Genomic DNA, 16,358 nt, shown 5'->3' on the forward strand with positions numbered 1-16,358 from the left:
TCGATCATGCGCCAGACTTTCGACGAGACGACCGACCCGTCCTTCGGGGCCAAGCACCTGCCGCTGCTTCGCGCCGAAATGGCCAAGCAGGGGCTGGACGGGTTTCTGATCCCGCACGAGGACGAGCATCAGAACGAGTATCTGCCGGACGCCAATGAGCGCCTGGCCTGGGCGACCGGCTTCACCGGTTCTGCCGGGGCGGCGGTGGTGTTTCAGGATCGCGCCAGCATGTTCACCGACGGTCGCTACACCGTTCAGGTCAAGGCCCAGACCGATCCGGCTCTGTTCGAGCGACGCGACCTCAACGACGTGGCGGCCTATCTGGAGAAGGCGGTGAAGGGGGCGGTGATCGGTTATGATCCGCGTCTGCACAGCCCGGATGCTCTCGTCGGCCTGAAGGCGGCGGCGCAGAAGGCGGGGGCCACGCTGAAGCCCGTGGACGCCAATCCGCTGGATATGGCGTGGGGCGCCGATCGTCCGGCCCAGCCGACGGCGCCGATCGTGCCGCATGAGGACGCCTATTCCGGCGAGAGCCATGCATCCAAGCGGGCGCGGATCGGCAAGGCCGTGGCGGACGCCGGCGCAGACGCGGTGGTGCTGACGGCGCCGATGTCGATCGCCTGGCTGTTCAATGTGCGCGGCGGGGACGTGATCCGGTCGCCTCTGCCGATCGGTCAGGCCATCCTGGCGGCGGACGGCAAGGCGCGGCTGTTCTTGGACCCGGCCAAGGTGACGAATGCTTTGCCGGCCTGGCTGGGCGACGATGTCCGCATCGAGGCGACCGAGCAGCTGCCGGCTGCGCTGGACGAGCTGTCGGGCCAAAAGGTCATGATCGATCCGTCGCTTTCTTCGGCCTGGTATTTCGACCGGCTGGACGCGGCAGGCGCGACGGTGGTGCGGGCGATGGACCCCTGCGCCATTCCCCGGGCGGCCAAGAATGCGGTGGAGATCGAGGGCAGCCGCCAGGCGCATATCCGCGACGGGGCGGCGCTGAGCCGGTTCCTGCACTGGGTCGATACGGTGGTGCAGGAGACCCTGCCGGACGAGCGTGAAGTGGTCGAGGCGCTGGAGCGATTCCGCGAGGAGACCGGGGCGTTGAAGGACCTGAGTTTCGACACCATCGCCGGGGCCGGGCCGAACGGGGCCTTGCCGCATTATAAGCCGGTGGGCGCCAGCATCCGCAAGGTCGAGAAGGGCTCGTTGCTGCTGGTGGACGGCGGCGGTCAGTATCTGGACGGCACGACCGATGTGACCCGCACCATGGCGGTGGGCGAACCGAGCGAAGATCAGCGCCACAAGTTCACCCTGGTGCTGAAGGCGCATATCGCCATGGCGACGATCCGTTTCCCGGCGGGGACCAGCGGCATGGCGCTGGACGCCATTGCGCGGGCTCCGATGTGGGCGGCGGGGCTGGATTACGATCACGGCACGGGCCACGGCGTCGGCAGCTATCTGGGGGTCCATGAGGGGCCGCAGCGGATCGCGAAATGGGGCACGTCCCAGCCGCTGTTGGAAGGGATGATCCTGTCCAACGAGCCCGGCTATTACCGCGAAGGCCACTGGGGCATCCGTATCGAGACCCTGCAGGTGGTGACGCCTGCAGTGGTTCCGGAGGGCGGCGAGCGGCCGATGCACGGGTTCGAGCAGCTGACGTTCGCGCCGATCGACCGCAAGCTGATCGCGGTCGAGATGCTGACGCCGGACGAGCGGGCCTATGTCGACGCCTATCACGCCGAAACGCTGGCCAAGGTCGGGCCGTTGATGGATGGCGAGGCGCTGGACTGGCTGAAGCGGGCCTGCGCGCCGCTTTAAGGGGCGGGTGAGGGCGCCGGGGGCGCGCTGGGGCAGTGGCGCATCTGCGTGACGGGGCAGGCAAGGTCGGCGAGCGCCGCCTTTGTCGCCTCGTAGCCGATGGCGACGGGGCCGTCGTAGCTCTTCCAGTCGCGAATATCGCTGCCGGCGACCTGGGGCAGGATCAGGACGTCGGCGTCGGCGCGCGACTGCGTCATCTCGACGTCGGTGGTGATGGTGGCCGAGCGCATCAGGATCGAGACGATGGGCGGGCCGGCCTTCCAGGCGCCGGACAGGACCCATTTCCACCAGGACGGCGGATTTTCCAGCGCCTGGGGATCGACGCCACGCGTCTGGGACATGTCCACGCCGATGATGGGGCCGCTGTTCAGCTGGCGCATGACGCTGGTGGGGAAGTTCTTCAGCACGGCGCCGTCCACCAGCACCTGACCGTCCATGACGACCGGCGGCAGGACGCCGGGAATGGCGATGGAGGCGCGCATGGCCCGCCGCATCAGGCCCGTGCGATGCGCCTCGATCCGGCCCGAGGTCAGGTTCGACGAGACGGCGAAGAAGGGCAGAACCAGGTCCGCCAGGTCGATGTCGCCGTAGGCCTGTTCCAGCAGACGGGCGACCTTTCGGGCGCGAGACATGGCGATGATCGGCACGGCGAGGTCCGACAGCGGGTCGGACTCGACGAAGGCGCGCCGAATCTCGAAATCCAGCCGTTCGAAGGACCAGCCCAGGGCCGGGCCGGCGGCGACAACCGCGCCCATGGACGCGCCACCCGCGAAGTCGATGGGGACCTTGGCCTCTTCGAGGGCCCGGATCGCGCCGATGTGGCAATAGGCCCGCGCGCCGCCGCCGGACAAGACGAGGCCGACCGCCGTGCCGGTGACGACGCGGGCGATCCGCTCGGCGTCCTTGGCCAGTCCTTCGACGCAATGGAACCAGCGATCGGGCTGTAGGGCATCCAGCCAGACGCGGGTGTTGGCCGGATGATGCATGCGCGGATCGCGCAACAGGATCAGGTCCGTCAGGCGGCGACCGTCGCCGAAGCCCTGGCGGCGCGGCACGGCGGACGGGGGCGCCAGAAGGCCGCTGCCGACGATGAACATCCGGTCCACCTGACGCGCGCACAGACTGGCCCAGGCGGGCTGGTCCTGTTCGGCGACATAGAGGACATAGTCGTGGTCGCCTTCCACCCGGCTGAACCACTCTGACGCCGAGGCCAGGGCCGACTGGTCGATGACCTGACAGGTGAAACCCATGGCCTGGATGGCGGCGGCGATGCGTTCGACAAAGGCGCGGATGGGGCGGGGACGGGCCGAGACGAAGCCGAAGACGCTGGGCTCGGACGCGCCCGCTGTGCGTTCGCGGGCGCGGTGGATCATCAGCCTCGACAGTTCGACCATCAGATCCGGTTCGGTGCGGGCGGCCTCGAAGAAGGCTTCGCGCGGCAGGGCCAGGATCTCGCTGTCCCTCAGGGCGACGACGGTGGCGGTGTGCGGCGTGCCGGCCAGCATGGCCATCTCGCCCACCGGCTCGCCCGCCTTGACCACGCCTAACATGTGCGGCGGCTGATCCGCCTCCATCCGAAACACGCCCAGTCGGCCGGAGCGAACCAGATACAGGGTGTCGGCCGGATCGCCCTCGGTGAACAGCGGCTCGCCGCCGGTCAGCGCAAACCAGCTGGCCCGGTCGACCATGCGACCTTCGAAGATGCGCGCGAGCGAGGTCGCCAGCGTGTCGGGGCGAAGCGTGGCCATGATCCGTTTGTAGGCGCGATTCTCAAGCGGGTGAATTGGGATGTTTGGGCGTGCGAAACCGCCCTCGCGCGATCGCAGCGAAGTTTGGAGGGCTGGGCGGAGCGCCGGGCCTTCGCCCGGAGTTCTGTGATGTGATTACCGTTTCGACGAAGGGTATGACGCTCCTCGCGGGTGGTTGGCCTGCAAGCTCGGGGCGCCGAGCGGTGGCGGTCTTATCGCCTAACCCCATAAGCCTGCGACGGGCGGGTCGGAGCAGCGATCCCCGATCCCCGGTGCGGCCGAGTATCCCCCTCGACCCTGCGACGCGACTGCGGACGCCGGGGCGATTCCCCGACCGATCAGCCCCGGCGCCGCGATGGGATTTCACCATCGCCCCCGTTCCCTCCGCTCTCGCCGCCGCAAGGTCGCAGGCCAGGCGAGCCCTCCATGCGACGAGACGGATGTATTATGCGGCCGTTTGACCCCGTGGACGGGAGAAGGGGCAGATATTTCGGCAAGCGATTGGATTCGCTGACAACGGACCAGCGGCATTGCGATGGCTGAGCATCGTCTCCTCCCCATTTCATGGGGAGGTGGCGCGGCGCGCCTCCGCGCCGTGACGGAGGGGCTCTTCAGCACATCGCAGGCGTCTGTGGGACGTCAAGAACCCCTCCACCGCTTTGCGGTCCCCCTCCCCATTGCATGGGGAGGAGACATTAAGCTTCTCGCGTTGCCCGATTCCGCGTGGGCGGGTAGAGCGTTCGGCTTCTCCCGCCCAGCCGAAGTTTCAGACCATGCACGACATCAGAGCCATTCGCGAGAACCCCCAGGTTTACGTGGCGGGCTGGTCGTCGCGCGGGGTGGATGAGGCCGACGGGCTGGTGGCGGACATCCTGCGGCTGGATGGCGAACTGCGTCACGCCCAGACGACGGGGCAGGATGCCCTGGCCAAGCGCAATGCGGCCTCCAAGCTGATCGGCGCCGCCATGGGACGCAAGGACATGGCCGAGGCCGACCGGCTGAAGGCCGAGGTCGAGGCGCTGAAGGGCGACATCGCGGCAGCGGCCGAGGTTGAGGCGCGCGTCGGCAAGGAGCTGCGCGACCTGCTGGCGGCGCAGAAGAACCTGGCGGCCGAGGATGTGCCGGACGGCGAGGACGAGGCGGGCAATGTCGAGGTCTCGACCTGGGGCGAGCCGCGTCGCACCGGTCCGGCCAAGGACCACGCCGACCTGGGCGAGGCCCTGGAGATGCTGGACTTCGAGGCGGCGGCCAAGATGTCGGGCGCGCGGTTCGCGGTGCTGAAGGGGCAGTTGGCGCGGCTGGAGCGGGCCGTGGGTCAGTTCATGCTCGATATGCAGACGGACCAGCACGGGTATCTGGAGGTGAACCCGCCGCTGCTGGTGCGGGACGAGGCGATGTTCGGTACGGGGCAGTTGCCGAAGTTCGAAGAAGATTTGTTCGAGGTGACAAGCGAACGAGCCAAACTTGAGGGACTCGCAAAAAAGCAACTGTTGTGGGGGAGCGCCCAATCGACTGAGCGGGATCGCATCCAACATCTGCTTCATGAAGTGGATCAGCTTATCGAATTCCCTTCCGGCGCTGACGTTGATGGACTGCGTAAGGCTGTTGCGGGACTTGATCAGGAGTGGAAGGAGAGCTCTGACCGTGCAGTCGCGATACTTGATGAGATCGTCGGCGCCCTCGAAGGTGCTGACCGGACAAGTGTCCGTCGGATGTTCGCCATCCCCACCGCCGAAGTCTCCCTGACCAATCTCGTGCGCGAGACCATCCTGTCTGAGGACGACCTCGCCACGCCGATGCGGATGACGGCGTTGACGCCGTGCTTCCGGGCCGAGGCGGGGTCGGCGGGGCGCGATACGCGCGGGCTGATCCGCCAGCACCAGTTCTCCAAGGTCGAGATGGTGTCCATCGCGCGGCCGGAGGATTCAGACGCCGAGCACGAGCGGATGACGGCCTGTGCGGAAGCCGTGCTGAAGGCGCTGGAGCTGCCGTTCCGGCGGATGCTGCTGTGCAAGGGCGACATGGGCTTTTCGGCGCAGAAGACTTTCGACCTGGAGGTCTGGCTGCCCAGCCAGGGAACCTATCGCGAGATCAGCAGCTGCTCGAACTGCGGCGACTTCCAGGCGCGGCGCATGGATGCGCGGTTCAAGCGCGCCGGCGAGAAGAAGACGGAGTTCGTCCATACGCTGAACGGCTCGGGCCTGGCGGTCGGCCGCACGCTGGTGGCGATCATGGAAAACTATCAGCAGGACGACGGGCGGATCGCCGTGCCGAAGGTGTTGCAACCCTATATGGGCGGTCTGCAGTTCGTGGGTGGTCAATGAATTTTCCGCTCATCCCCGCGAAGGCGGGGACCCAGTGCTTTGGGCGCCCATCGGAAGATGGTTGCGCGCCCTTGATCCGACGCACTGCCGAGCGACAGAACTGGGTCCCCGCCTTCGCGGGGATGAGCGGAGTTTAGAGTGCGAATTCTCCTGACCAACGACGACGGCATCGAGGCCGAAGGTCTGGAATGCCTTGAGCGGATCGCGCGCACGCTGAGCGACGACGTGTGGGTGTGCGCGCCCGCCGTCGAACAGTCGGGCAAGGGGCGCGGGATCACCCTGACCGAACCGCTGCGGGTGCTGAACCTGGGCGAAAAGCGGTTCGCGGTGACGGGCACGCCGACCGACTGTGTCGTCCTGGCGGTCAATGACCTGATGCCGGAAAAGCCCGATTTGGTGCTGTCGGGCGTCAATCGCGGGCACAATATCGGCGAGGACGTCAGCTATTCCGGCACGGTGGCGGGCGCCTTGCAGGGGATGGCGTTCGGCATCCGCTCCATCGCCCTGAGCCAGAGCCTGGAGCGGTTTCACGACGAGGTGGTGGCGCACTGGGAGACGGCTGAGGCCTTCGCGCCTGCGATCATCAGCCGCCTGCTGGACCAGAAATGGGCGCCGGGCGTGGTGATGAACCTGAACTTCCCCAACCGTCCGCCCGAAGCGGTCGATCAGGTCGAGGTGACGACCCAGGGCTTCCGCAACGTCGGCGAGATGCACGCGGTGCGGCGCACCGACCTGCGCGGACGGGACTATTACTGGATGAGTTTCCGAGGACAAAAGCAGGAACATGCCGAGGGCACGGACCTGCGGGCCATCGAGGAGGGGCGGATCTCGGTCACACCGCTGCATATCGACCTGACGCACATGACGAGCGTGCATGACCTGAAGAAGGTGCTGGGCGGGGCGCCGCCAAAGAGCGTGGCGACCGCCGCATGAATCTGCACGACGACCGGGCCGGGCGGCTGATCCTGTCGCTGCGGCAGCAGGGGGTCACGGACCCGCGCGTGCTGAAGGCGATGGAGAGCATCGACCGAGCGGTCTTCGTGCACGAGAAGTTCCTGGATCAGGCGTGGGAGGATCAGGCCCTGCCGATCGACTGCGCCCAGACGATCAGCCAGCCCTATATCGTCGGCCTGATGACCCAGGCGCTGGAGGTGCAGGCGCGGCATCGGGTGCTGGAGATCGGAACCGGCAGCGGGTATCAGTGCGCGGTTCTGAGCCGGCTGGCGCGCTATGTCTATTCGGTGGAGCGGTATCGCAGCCTTCTGGTCGAGGCCGAAGCGCGACTGCGGGTGCTGAAGATCGAGAACGTCATCACCAAGCACGGCGACGGCGGCCTGGGTTGGGCCGAACAGGCTCCGTTCGACCGGATCATGGTCACGGCCGCGTCGCCGACCGAGCCGACCGAACTGCTGAAACAGCTGAAACCGAACGGGGTGCTGGTCGCGCCTGTGGGACGCACGTCGGTGCAGATGCTGCATCGCTACGTCGGGCAGGGCGACGGGTCGTTCCACCGCGAGAGCCTGACTGAAGTGCGTTTCGTTCCCTTGGTCGAGGGGACGGCCAAGGAGGGCTAGGGGTTGCAGAAAGGCATCGCCAGACGCATCGTGTGGATATGAACCGCGCTATCTTGCTATCGACGGCTCTCTGCGCACTAGCGGTCCCTTCCGTCGCGTCAGCGCATCAGTTTCTCGACTATTTTGATTATGGGAGATCCGAGCTTTCGCCGCTTGGCTATCGGACGGCTCGCGACGTGATGCGCTATGCAGGCGATGGGCGCTATGAAATCATCATCACTGCGTATTTGGACACGGCCGAAAACCGTGAGTTCAGCGAAGAGCTCGCGATGCGAAGAGCGCAGTCCATGGCCAGTGAGTTGGTCAATCTTGGAGCAGACCCCGCTTTGATAACGATGCGATCGGGCGGGATTGCTCTTGCGAAGCCCACGCCAGATTACACTCGAGAGCCTCTCAACCGCCGTCTTGTCGTCGATATGAACTGGCTCCGTTAACCTTCGCGCCCCAATTCCGCGATGATTGCGGGGTTGGCTTATGAGGCGCGAGCGGGCACACCGGGCGGGCGAGTTTAACCACGAATGGGAGCAGCCGGTGGCGATGATTTCGGGCTGGATGAGAGCGGTTCTGGTCGCGGGGGCGGCGTTGAGCACGGCGGCATGCATCAGCTATCCTTCGGAGCCGCGCTATTCGACGCATGCGAACCCGGCGCCGGCCTATGGTCCGGGGCAGGGCGCCTATCCGCAGCAGCCGGCCTATCCGAACGCCGGTCAGAATCCGAACCAGCCCTATCGTCCCGCCCCTTATGAATCGCCGCCGCCCGCGACGGCGCCGATCGGGCAGGTGGACGGCGGAGCCTTGCCGCCGACGGTCAACGTCGGTCCGAGCCAACCGACCTATCAGCCTCCGGCGTTGCAGCCGCCCGCCTACACGCCGTCCTATCCGTCGTCGTCGGCCCCGGTGCGTCCGGGCGCGGCCTATGTGATCCAACCGGGCGACACGATCTCGGGCGTGGGACGCCGCTTCCAGACGCCGGTGCAGACGCTGATCGATCTGAACGGACTGGGGCCGCGCGGGGCGATCACGACCGGCCAGCGAATCATACTGCCTGAAGCGGCGGTGGATACCGGCCGCGATCCTTACGCGACCGGCGCCTCGCCCGTCGGCGTGCTGGTGCCCAACAACGGCGCCGTGCCGCCGCCCCCGCCGCCGCCCTCGGGCAATGCGGCGCTTCCGGTCCAGACGCGGCCTGTCGAACAGACTAACGCCGCCGGCGCCGCTGCCGGTCAGCCGAACCTGCTGTGGCCAGTACGCGGAGATATCGTGCGGCGTTTCGGCCCGGTCGGCATGGGCGAGCGGAACAACGGCATCAACATCGGCGCCTCGGCCGGCGCGACGGTCAGCGCCTCTGCGGCCGGGCGCGTGGCCTATGTCGGCAGCGATCTGGTGGGGCAAGGGCTGACGGTGCTGATCGTGCACGCCAACGGCTGGCGCACGGTCTATGGCCATCTGGGTTCGGCGACGGTCAAGGATGGGGACGACGTGCGCGCGGGCCAGCAGATCGGCACCGTGGGTCTGACGGCCGGCGACGGACGCCCCTCGATCCACTTCGAGACCCGTCAGATGCGCGGCGACGATCCGGTCGCCGTCGATCCTTTGACAGTGTTGCCCAGGTAGCGCTTTCGCCGCGTTGCAATCTGCGAGGCGCGGCCCTAGGTTCCGCGCCTCGTTTTAATGGGGGGCCGACGAGGGCTACCCTTCTATGTTCGGAGACGACCCATGGGCGCTGAAGGCGGCTTGACGGCGCAGTTGATCGGCTTTGCGCCCATCATCGGTATTTTCATCCTGTTCTACTTCCTGCTGATCCGTCCGCAGCAGAAGCGCGCCAAGGAGCACGCGACCGCCATCGCCGCCGTCAAGCGTGGCGACACCGTCGTCCTGGGTAGCGGCATGATCGGCAAGGTCACCCGCGTCGAAGAGGCCGAGGTCAATGTCGAGATCGCGCCCAGCGTCAATGTGCGCGTGGTCAAGGCCATGATCGCCGAGGTGCGCAACCGCACCGCCATCGCCGCCAACGATTCCAAGGCCTGATACGCTCGCGTATCCGCCGATACCTGGACCGCCCTCATGATTCAGCTGTCGCGCTGGAAAGTCATTCTCGTCGTCGTCGCGGCCGTTCTCGGCTGTCTGCTGGCGTTCCCAAACCTGTTGTCGGATCAGCAGCGCGAAGCGCTGCCCGGCTTCATGCCCAAGAACAAGCTGAACCTGGGGCTGGACCTTCAGGGCGGTTCGTATCTGCTGCTGGAAGTCGATGTGCCTGCGATGCGCGAAAAGCGCGTCACCAACCTGATCGAAGACGTTCGGGTCACGCTGAACAGTGCGGGCGTCGCCACCAACGGCTTCCAGCGTGAAGCCGGCGGCGTGGTCGTCACCCTGGCCAATCCGGCCCAGGGCGATGCCGCGTTCAAGGCGCTGCAGCAACTGGGCGGTCAGGTCGGACCGGGCGGCCAGGCGGAACGCACCGCGACGCGCCTGGGCGATAACCGCATCCGCTTCGCCTATACCGACGCCGCGCTGAACGGCATGGGCGCGACGGCCGTGGACCAGTCGATCGAGGTCGTGCGCCGCCGGATCGACAGCCTGGGCACGCGCGAACCCTCCATCACCCGCCAGGGCGCCGACCGGATCGTGGTCCAGGCGCCGGGCGAGAGCGATCCGAGCAAGCTGGAAGAAGTCATCGGCCAGACGGCGCAGCTGACCTTCCAGATGGTCGATGTCGAGAACTCGGTTCAGGACGCCCTGGCCGGCCGTGTGCCGCCTGATTCCGAACTGCTGCAAGGCGAGGACGGCACGCCCTATCTGGTCAAGAAGCGCGTGCTGGTGTCGGGCGAGAACCTGACCCGCGCCGGCGTCGGTTCGGACCAGAGCGGCCGCCCGGCCATCGACTTCCGCTTCGACGGCGCCGGCGCGCGGCGCTTCGGCGAGGCCACCGCCGCCAATCTGCAGAAGCCCTTCGCCATCATCCTGGACGGCAAGGTCATTTCGGCCCCGACGATCCAGAGCGCGATCACCTCGGGCTCGGGTCAGATCACAGGCAACTTCTCGATCCAAGAAGCGGCGACGCTGGTGAACCTGCTGAACGGGGGCGCCCTGCCGGCGCCGCTGAACGTCGAGGAGCGCCGCACCGTGACGGCTGAACTGGGTGCGGACGCGGTCGCCGCAGGCGCCCTGTCGACCGCCGTCGGCTTCGCCATCATCGTGCTGTTCATGATCCTGGCCTATGGCCTGCTGTTCGGCGGCGTTTCGGTGGTCGGCCTGGTGCTGAACGGCGTGCTGATCGTGGCGGCCATGTCGTTGACTCAGGCGACGCTGACCTTGCCAGGCATCGCCGGTCTGATCCTGACCTTCGCGGTCGCGGTGGACGCCAACGTGCTGATCTATGAGCGTATGCGTGACGAGGCCCGGGCGGGCCGCAGCGTCATCGCCTCTATGGACGCCGGCTTCAACAAGGCCATGGGCACCATCATCGACGCCAACCTGACCACCCTGGTCGCGGCGGGCATCATGTTCGTGTTCGGCGAAGGCCCTGTTCGCGGGTTCGCCTGGACCCTGACCATCGGTGTGTTCACCTCGGTCTTCTCGTCGGTCCTGGTCGCCCAGGTCCTGCTCGGCTACTGGCTCAAGACGGCCAAGCCCAAAAAACTGCCGATCGCGGAGTGATGGCGATGCGTGGATGGCCCCTCATCAAACTGCTGCCGCAGAAGACGAACTTCCACTTCGTCAAATATGCGCGGTTCGCCGGCGTTCTGTCGGTGATCCTGTGCGTCGCGGCGATCGTGTCTTGCTTCTATCCCGGCCTGAACATGGGCATCGACTTCCGGGGCGGCGCCTCGATGGAAGTGTCCAAGCCGGCGGGTCAGACGATCGAGCTGGATCGGGTTCGCGAGGCCGTGAACGGCCTGAACCTGGGCGACGTTCAGGTCCAGGGCATCGCGCGCCGCGACACCAATGTCGATGACGGCTCGACCGCCATTCTTCGCTTCCAGGTGCCGGAAGGCCGCGATCAGACCCAGGTCGTCAATCAGGTCGAGGGCGCCATCAGCGGCGCGGTCGGTCAGGTCAACTATTCGGGCGTCAGCGTCGTCGGCTCCAAGGTGTCGGGCGAGCTGTTCACCTCGGGCCTGTTGGCTCTGGGCGTCGCGATCGGCCTGATGTTCCTCTACATCTGGTTCCGGTTCGAGCCGCAGTTCGGTTTCGGCGCCGTGGTCGGCCTGCTTCACGACGTGATCCTGACGTTCGGGTTGATCGTGCTGTTCAAGCTGGAGTTCAGCCTGAACATGGTCGCCGCCGTCCTGACCGTGATCGGATATTCGATGAACGACACCGTCGTCGTGTTCGACCGTCTTCGGGAGAACCTGCGCAAATACAAGACCATGCCGCTGCGCGACGTGATCGACCTGTCGCTGAACGAGACCCTGTCGCGGACCATCATCACCGGCGTGACCGCCGTCATGGTGCTGGCGGCCCTGGCCATCTTCGGCGGCGAGGCCCTGTTCGGCTTCTCCATCGCTTTGATGTTCGGCATCATCATCGGCACCTATTCGTCGATCTATGTCGGCGCGCCGATCATCCTTCTGTGGGGCGTCAAGCGCGGCGCCCTGGCCGACGACGCCAAGCCGGTGAAGTTGGGCATGGCCAGCCGGCCATAGGTCGAGCGCCATCGTCGAAAGTTGGGCCGTCCCGGCATCGCCGGGGCGGCCCTTTTCCTTGGACGGCGTCCGTGCAAGGCTGAGCCTATGAAAGCGCTCGTCTATACCGCCGTTGCCCTCGCCCTGACCGGCGGAATGTCCGCCTGCACCGACAGCAAGCGGGCGCGCAACGACGCCACCTGGGGCGACAAGCCGGCGGACATCACCTGCTGGACCTATGGAGTGGAGAACTTCAAGGGACGCTCGACCGGCAAGGTCGAATATGACGACGGCGGCCGGATCTCGTTCGTCGACGCGTCGAACAACCGCTACACCACCATCGATGGCGATTGCCGCGTGGTTTATATGCAGCCCAGCAAGTAGGGCCGGATGGCGGGCGGAGGCCTGAACCTCCGCCCTGCGTCGATCAGCGCAGCGAGGCCGTGAAGCGCTGGATGCGGGTGCAGGCTTCTTCCAGCACGGCGTCCGAGGTGGCGTAGCTGATGCGGAAATAGGGGCTCAGGCCGAAAGCCTCGCCCTGGACCACGGCGACGCCCTCGGCGTTCAGCAGTTCCGCGGCAAAGGTGGAATCGCCATCGATGGCGACACCCGTCTCGGTCGTCTTGCCGATAAGTCCGGCGATGGACGGATAGACGTAGAACGCGCCTTCGGGCGTGGCGCAGGTGATCCCAGCCGCTTGGTTGAGCATCGACACGACGAGATCGCGGCGCTTTTCGAAAGCGGCCTTGCGCTTAGGGATGAAGTCCTGCGGGCCGTTCAGCGCCTCGACGGCCGCCCACTGGCTGATGCTGGACGGGTTGGACGTGGTCTGGCTGGCCACCTTGCGCATCAGGTCGATCAGAGGCTTGGGCCCGCCGGCGTAGCCGATGCGCCAGCCGGTCATGGCGTAGGCCTTGGATACGCCGTTGACCGTCAGGGTGCGGTCGATCAGGTCCGGCGCCACCTGGGCGATGGTGGTGTATTCGAAGTCGCCATAGACGAGGTGCTCGTACATGTCGTCGGTCAGCACCCACACGTGGGCGTGACGACGCAGGACCTCGGCCAAGGCTTCAAGCTCGGCGCGGGTGTAGGCGGCGCCGGTGGGGTTGGACGGGCTGTTCAGGATCAGCCACTTGGTGCGGGGCGTGATCGCGGCTTCCAGCACAGCGGGCAGCAACTTGAAGCCGTCCTTCTCCTCGCCGATCACGGTGACGGGCTCGCCGCCGGCCAGCAGCACCATGTCGGGATAGCTGACCCAGTAGGGCGCAGGCACGATGACTTCGTCGCCGGGGTTCAGCGTCGCGACCAGGGCGTTGAAGATGACGGGCTTGCCGCCCGGCGCGACGTGGATGTTGGCGACTGTATAGTCGAGATCGTTCTCGCGCTTGAACTTGGCGACGATGGCCGCCTTCAGCTCGGGCATGCCGTCCGCGTCGGTGTATTTGGTCTCGCCGCGGCTGATCGCGTCGATCGCCGCCTGTTTGATGTTTTCAGGCGTATCGAAGTCCGGCTCACCGGCGCCCAGGCCGATCACGTCGCGGCCTTCGGCTTTCAGCTTCCGGGCCTGCGCGGTGACGGCGATGGTGGCCGAGGGCTTGACGCGGGCGAGGGCGGAAGATTGCAGGCTGGACATGAACTATCCCGTGGTTTTGGAAGTTTTTGCCGGGGAGGCGGGGTTGTTTACGCGGCGTCGCCCCTCGGGACAATGCGCTGATGCTCGCTAATGCAGAGATGGGATGATAAGCGGCGGCTCTGATGCGCTGGATCATCGATTTCCTGTCGAACATGGAGGCGCGTCGCTGGCGCGCCGTGCTGGCGACGGCCCTGCTGCTGGGCGCGATGATCGCCCTGTTCGCTGTGGGCAAGAGCCAGTTGGGGCTGGAGGCCGAGGGGCGGCTGGAAGACTGGCTTGCCGGATTCCGTCAGGGACCTTGGGGGCTGGTCGCCGCCATTGTGGTGTTTACGGTTTCAGCCTTCTTCGGCGCGCCGCAGTTTATCCTGATCGCTGCCTGCGTCGTGGCGTTCGGACCGTGGTTCGGCTTCCTCTACAGCTGGATCGCGACGGTCGTGTCTGCGGGCGTGACCTATTGGCTGGGACGCGGACCCACGGCGCGGCTGCTGGCGCGGCACGGCGGCAAGACGGTCGGACGGCTGACGCGGTTCGTCGGCAAGAACGCCTTCTACGCCAGCTTCATGATCCGCAACGTGCCGTCTGCGCCGTTCATCGTCGTCAACATGGCGTTTGGGGCGGCGAGGGCGTCATTCCCGGGCTTTCTGGCGGGGTGCGCGCTGGGGGTATTGCCGAAGACCGCGCTGGTCGCCTTCTTCGGCGGATCCTTCATGACGGCGGTCAGCGGCGACGGCATCTGGACCTCGGCCATACTGGCTGGCGTGGCGCTGGCCTGGCTGGCGCTGATGCTGTTGGTGCGTGAACTGGTCAAGCGGCGCGAGATCGCGCGCGGCGACTGAGGGAATTTGCTTAGCCTGCTATTTAGATTGCGTTCACCCAGAGGTTGCATGGTGTTGCTTTGGAGGCGTCGCCATGGATGTCCGTATTCTGAAGACGCAGCACGGCCGGATCATTCGACTGGCCAGCGCCCTGGGCGGGACCGCCGCCATTATGAAAACGTCGGACGATGCGATCCGCGCCCGTGAACTGATGCGTGCGCTGAATACGGCTCTGACCGAGCATTTGGCGATCGAGGACGGCGAACTTTATCCCGTACTGATGCGGTCCCAAGATCATTCGGTTCGCGACCTCGCGCAGCACTATGTTGAGGACATGGGGGCTCTGAGCGGCGTTTGGGCGCACTATTTCGAAGAGTGGTCACAGGCCCGCATTCTGAGGGATCGGGAGCGTTTCGCCTCTGTAACCAAGGGGTTGATCGGCGCCTTGGCGCATCGGGTCGCCCGCGAGGAGGACACGCTGTATCCCACGATGGAGGCGGCGGACGCCCTGGCCGTCGTTCCGAAGCGCGACCTCAGGCCGACATCCTGAAGCTGGCGTCCACAGGCGTCGTGCCTCGATAGCCCTCTCCATATGACGACACTGTCATCGGGGCTTGTATTCCCGGTTTCATACGGGCAAACCCGCCGCTAGTAGGCGTGGCGAAGACGATCAGGAACTGTCCGGCGTGGGGATGTCAGGGCAGTTGGGGCGTCGCCAGGTCGACTGAGACATCTAGACGCCCTGCCAGCTAACAACGGTATCGATTCCCATGAGCTTCTCCCTTTTCGGCGCGATCTCCAACGACATCGCGATGGACCTGGGCACCGCCAACACCCTGATCTACATGAAGGGCAAGGGCATCGTCCTGAACGAGCCGTCGGTCGTGGCGCTGAGAAACGTCGGGGGGCGCAAGGTCGTTCACGCCGTGGGGATCGAGGCCAAGCAGATGCTGGGCCGCACGCCGGGCCACATGGAGGCGATCCGCCCCATGCGTGACGGCGTCATCGCCGACTTCGAAGTCGCCGAAGAGATGATCAAGCACTTCATCCGCAAGGTTCATAACCGCAAGGGCTTCGTGAACCCCAAAATCATCGTCTGCGTGCCCTCGGGCGCCACGGCGGTCGAGCGTCGTGCGATCAACGACAGCTGCCTGAACGCGTCGGCGCGCCGCGTGGGCCTGATCGACGAGCCCATGGCCGCCGCGATCGGCGCCGGCCTGCCGATCCACGAGCCGACCGGCTCGATGGTCGTCGACATCGGCGGCGGTACGACCGAAGTCGCCGTCCTGTCGCTGTCGGGCATCGTCTATTCGCGTTCGGTCCGCGTCGGCGGCGACAAGATGGACGACAGCATCATCAGCTACATGCGCCGCAACCATAACCTGCTGATCGGCGAAACGACCGCCGAACGCATCAAGAAGGACATCGGCACCGCCCGCATCCCGGCCGACGGCGAAGGCCTGTCGATCGAGGTCAAGGGCCGCGACCTGATGCAGGGCGTGCCGCGCGAGGTGCGCATTTCGGAGCGTCAGGCGGCGGAAGCCTTGGCCGAGCCGGTCACCCAGATCATCGAAGCTGTGAAGGTCGCGCTGGAAGCCACCCCGCCGGAACTGGCCGCCGACATCGCCGACAAGGGCATCATGCTGACGGGCGGCGGCGCCCTGCTGCGCGGCCTGGATGTCGAGATACGCGATCACACCGGCCTGCCGGTCTCTGTCGCCGACGATCCGCTGTCGTGCGTGGCCATCGGCTGCGGACGGGTGCTGGAGCACCCGCGCTGGATGAAGGGCGTGCTCGACTCCGCGCTTTGATCCGTCCGTTGCGGCC

Annotated in this window: 15 protein-coding genes; 13 read left to right on the top strand and 2 right to left on the bottom strand. The window is 66.3% G+C overall.

The genetic code is table 11. The features are described 5' to 3' along the window. The first annotated feature begins 6 nt into the window (after nt 1-6). The gene (locus QRN13_RS07090) at nt 7-1,812 is read left to right on the top strand and encodes an aminopeptidase P family protein (RefSeq protein WP_284877378.1); all 1,806 of its coding nucleotides are present in this window, start codon (nt 7-9) and stop codon (nt 1,810-1,812) included. Here the strand turns inward: QRN13_RS07090 and QRN13_RS07095 are convergent. Then, nucleotides 1,809-3,560, bottom strand: a complete 1,752-nt coding sequence (locus tag QRN13_RS07095) for a patatin-like phospholipase family protein (protein WP_284877379.1) — start codon at nt 3,558-3,560, stop codon at nt 1,809-1,811. The genes QRN13_RS07090 and QRN13_RS07095 overlap by 4 nt on opposite strands. Before the next feature lie 773 nt (nt 3,561-4,333). Here QRN13_RS07095 and serS point away from each other — a divergent pair. From serS to QRN13_RS07140, 9 genes are all read left to right on the top strand, one after another. Next, nucleotides 4,334-5,884: a serine--tRNA ligase gene (gene serS / locus QRN13_RS07100; RefSeq protein WP_284877380.1), complete on the top strand. Its 1,551-nt coding sequence runs from the start codon at nt 4,334-4,336 to the stop codon at nt 5,882-5,884. Between the two features lie 138 nt (nt 5,885-6,022). Further along, the gene (gene surE / locus QRN13_RS07105) at nt 6,023-6,817 is read left to right on the top strand and encodes a 5'/3'-nucleotidase SurE (protein ID WP_055753799.1); all 795 of its coding nucleotides are present in this window, start codon (nt 6,023-6,025) and stop codon (nt 6,815-6,817) included. After that, nucleotides 6,814-7,458 carry a protein-L-isoaspartate(D-aspartate) O-methyltransferase gene (locus tag QRN13_RS07110; protein WP_045810751.1) on the top strand — a complete coding sequence of 215 codons (645 nt, stop codon included), beginning with the start codon at nt 6,814-6,816 and terminating at the stop codon, nt 7,456-7,458. Before surE ends, QRN13_RS07110 begins: the two co-directional genes overlap by 4 nt. Nucleotides 7,459-7,496: 38 nt before the next feature. Then, nucleotides 7,497-7,892: an OmpA family protein gene (locus QRN13_RS07115; RefSeq protein WP_284877381.1), complete on the top strand. Its 396-nt coding sequence runs from the start codon at nt 7,497-7,499 to the stop codon at nt 7,890-7,892. 103 nt (nt 7,893-7,995) lie between these two features. Then, entirely contained in the window at nt 7,996-9,072 is a 1,077-nt protein-coding gene (locus QRN13_RS07120; RefSeq protein ID WP_284877739.1) for a peptidoglycan DD-metalloendopeptidase family protein, read from the top strand. Nucleotides 9,073-9,174: 102 nt separating this feature from the next. Next, nucleotides 9,175-9,486 carry a preprotein translocase subunit YajC gene (gene yajC / locus QRN13_RS07125; protein ID WP_017504795.1) on the top strand — a complete coding sequence of 104 codons (312 nt, stop codon included), beginning with the start codon at nt 9,175-9,177 and terminating at the stop codon, nt 9,484-9,486. A 36-nt stretch (nt 9,487-9,522) separates the two neighbouring features. Further along, on the top strand, nt 9,523-11,115 hold the full coding sequence (secD, locus tag QRN13_RS07130) for a protein translocase subunit SecD (RefSeq protein ID WP_066624637.1): 1,593 nt from the start codon (nt 9,523-9,525) through the stop codon (nt 11,113-11,115). Next, nucleotides 11,115-12,104 carry a protein translocase subunit SecF gene (gene secF / locus QRN13_RS07135; RefSeq protein ID WP_039243629.1) on the top strand — a complete coding sequence of 330 codons (990 nt, stop codon included), beginning with the start codon at nt 11,115-11,117 and terminating at the stop codon, nt 12,102-12,104. The genes secD and secF overlap by 1 nt, the downstream gene beginning before the upstream one ends. Nucleotides 12,105-12,191: 87 nt before the next feature. Continuing rightward, nucleotides 12,192-12,467: a hypothetical protein gene (locus tag QRN13_RS07140; RefSeq protein WP_055804960.1), complete on the top strand. Its 276-nt coding sequence runs from the start codon at nt 12,192-12,194 to the stop codon at nt 12,465-12,467. Nucleotides 12,468-12,510: 43 nt separating this feature from the next. Here QRN13_RS07140 and QRN13_RS07145 read toward each other — a convergent pair whose 3' ends face one another. After that, on the bottom strand, nt 12,511-13,716 hold the full coding sequence (locus tag QRN13_RS07145) for a pyridoxal phosphate-dependent aminotransferase (RefSeq protein WP_284877382.1): 1,206 nt from the start codon (nt 13,714-13,716) through the stop codon (nt 12,511-12,513). A 122-nt stretch (nt 13,717-13,838) separates the two neighbouring features. On the opposite strand from QRN13_RS07145, the gene QRN13_RS07150 reads away from it, so the two are divergent. From QRN13_RS07150 to QRN13_RS07160, 3 genes are all read left to right on the top strand, one after another. Beyond that, nucleotides 13,839-14,552: a TVP38/TMEM64 family protein gene (locus QRN13_RS07150; RefSeq protein ID WP_199060945.1), complete on the top strand. Its 714-nt coding sequence runs from the start codon at nt 13,839-13,841 to the stop codon at nt 14,550-14,552. A gap of 73 nt (nt 14,553-14,625) precedes the next feature. Next, entirely contained in the window at nt 14,626-15,081 is a 456-nt protein-coding gene (locus tag QRN13_RS07155) for a hemerythrin domain-containing protein (RefSeq protein ID WP_284877383.1), read from the top strand. 220 nt (nt 15,082-15,301) lie between these two features. Further along, the gene (locus QRN13_RS07160; RefSeq protein WP_017504801.1) at nt 15,302-16,342 is read left to right on the top strand and encodes a rod shape-determining protein; all 1,041 of its coding nucleotides are present in this window, start codon (nt 15,302-15,304) and stop codon (nt 16,340-16,342) included. Nucleotides 16,343-16,358 lie beyond the last annotated feature (16 nt).

The organism is Brevundimonas sp. MEB006b, assembly GCF_030209705.1.
Lineage (GTDB): Bacteria > Pseudomonadota > Alphaproteobacteria > Caulobacterales > Caulobacteraceae > Brevundimonas.

Bases quoted from the DNA above. Each gene is read 5' to 3' on its own strand.
- QRN13_RS07090 (WP_284877378.1), top strand. From the start codon at position 7: ATGCGCCAGACTTTCGACGAGACGACCGACCCGTCCTTCGGGGCCAAG.
- QRN13_RS07095 (WP_284877379.1), bottom strand. From the start codon at position 3,560: ATGGCCACGCTTCGCCCCGACACGCTGGCGACCTCGCTCGCGCGCATC.
- serS (WP_284877380.1), top strand. From the start codon at position 4,334: ATGCACGACATCAGAGCCATTCGCGAGAACCCCCAGGTTTACGTGGCG.
- QRN13_RS07110 (WP_045810751.1), top strand. From the start codon at position 6,814: ATGAATCTGCACGACGACCGGGCCGGGCGGCTGATCCTGTCGCTGCGG.
- QRN13_RS07115 (WP_284877381.1), top strand. From the start codon at position 7,497: ATGAACCGCGCTATCTTGCTATCGACGGCTCTCTGCGCACTAGCGGTC.
- QRN13_RS07120 (WP_284877739.1), top strand. From the start codon at position 7,996: ATGATTTCGGGCTGGATGAGAGCGGTTCTGGTCGCGGGGGCGGCGTTG.
- yajC (WP_017504795.1), top strand. From the start codon at position 9,175: ATGGGCGCTGAAGGCGGCTTGACGGCGCAGTTGATCGGCTTTGCGCCC.
- secD (WP_066624637.1), top strand. From the start codon at position 9,523: ATGATTCAGCTGTCGCGCTGGAAAGTCATTCTCGTCGTCGTCGCGGCC.
- secF (WP_039243629.1), top strand. From the start codon at position 11,115: ATGGCGATGCGTGGATGGCCCCTCATCAAACTGCTGCCGCAGAAGACG.
- QRN13_RS07140 (WP_055804960.1), top strand. From the start codon at position 12,192: ATGAAAGCGCTCGTCTATACCGCCGTTGCCCTCGCCCTGACCGGCGGA.
- QRN13_RS07145 (WP_284877382.1), bottom strand. From the start codon at position 13,716: ATGTCCAGCCTGCAATCTTCCGCCCTCGCCCGCGTCAAGCCCTCGGCC.
- QRN13_RS07150 (WP_199060945.1), top strand. From the start codon at position 13,839: ATGCGCTGGATCATCGATTTCCTGTCGAACATGGAGGCGCGTCGCTGG.
- QRN13_RS07155 (WP_284877383.1), top strand. From the start codon at position 14,626: ATGGATGTCCGTATTCTGAAGACGCAGCACGGCCGGATCATTCGACTG.
- QRN13_RS07160 (WP_017504801.1), top strand. From the start codon at position 15,302: ATGAGCTTCTCCCTTTTCGGCGCGATCTCCAACGACATCGCGATGGAC.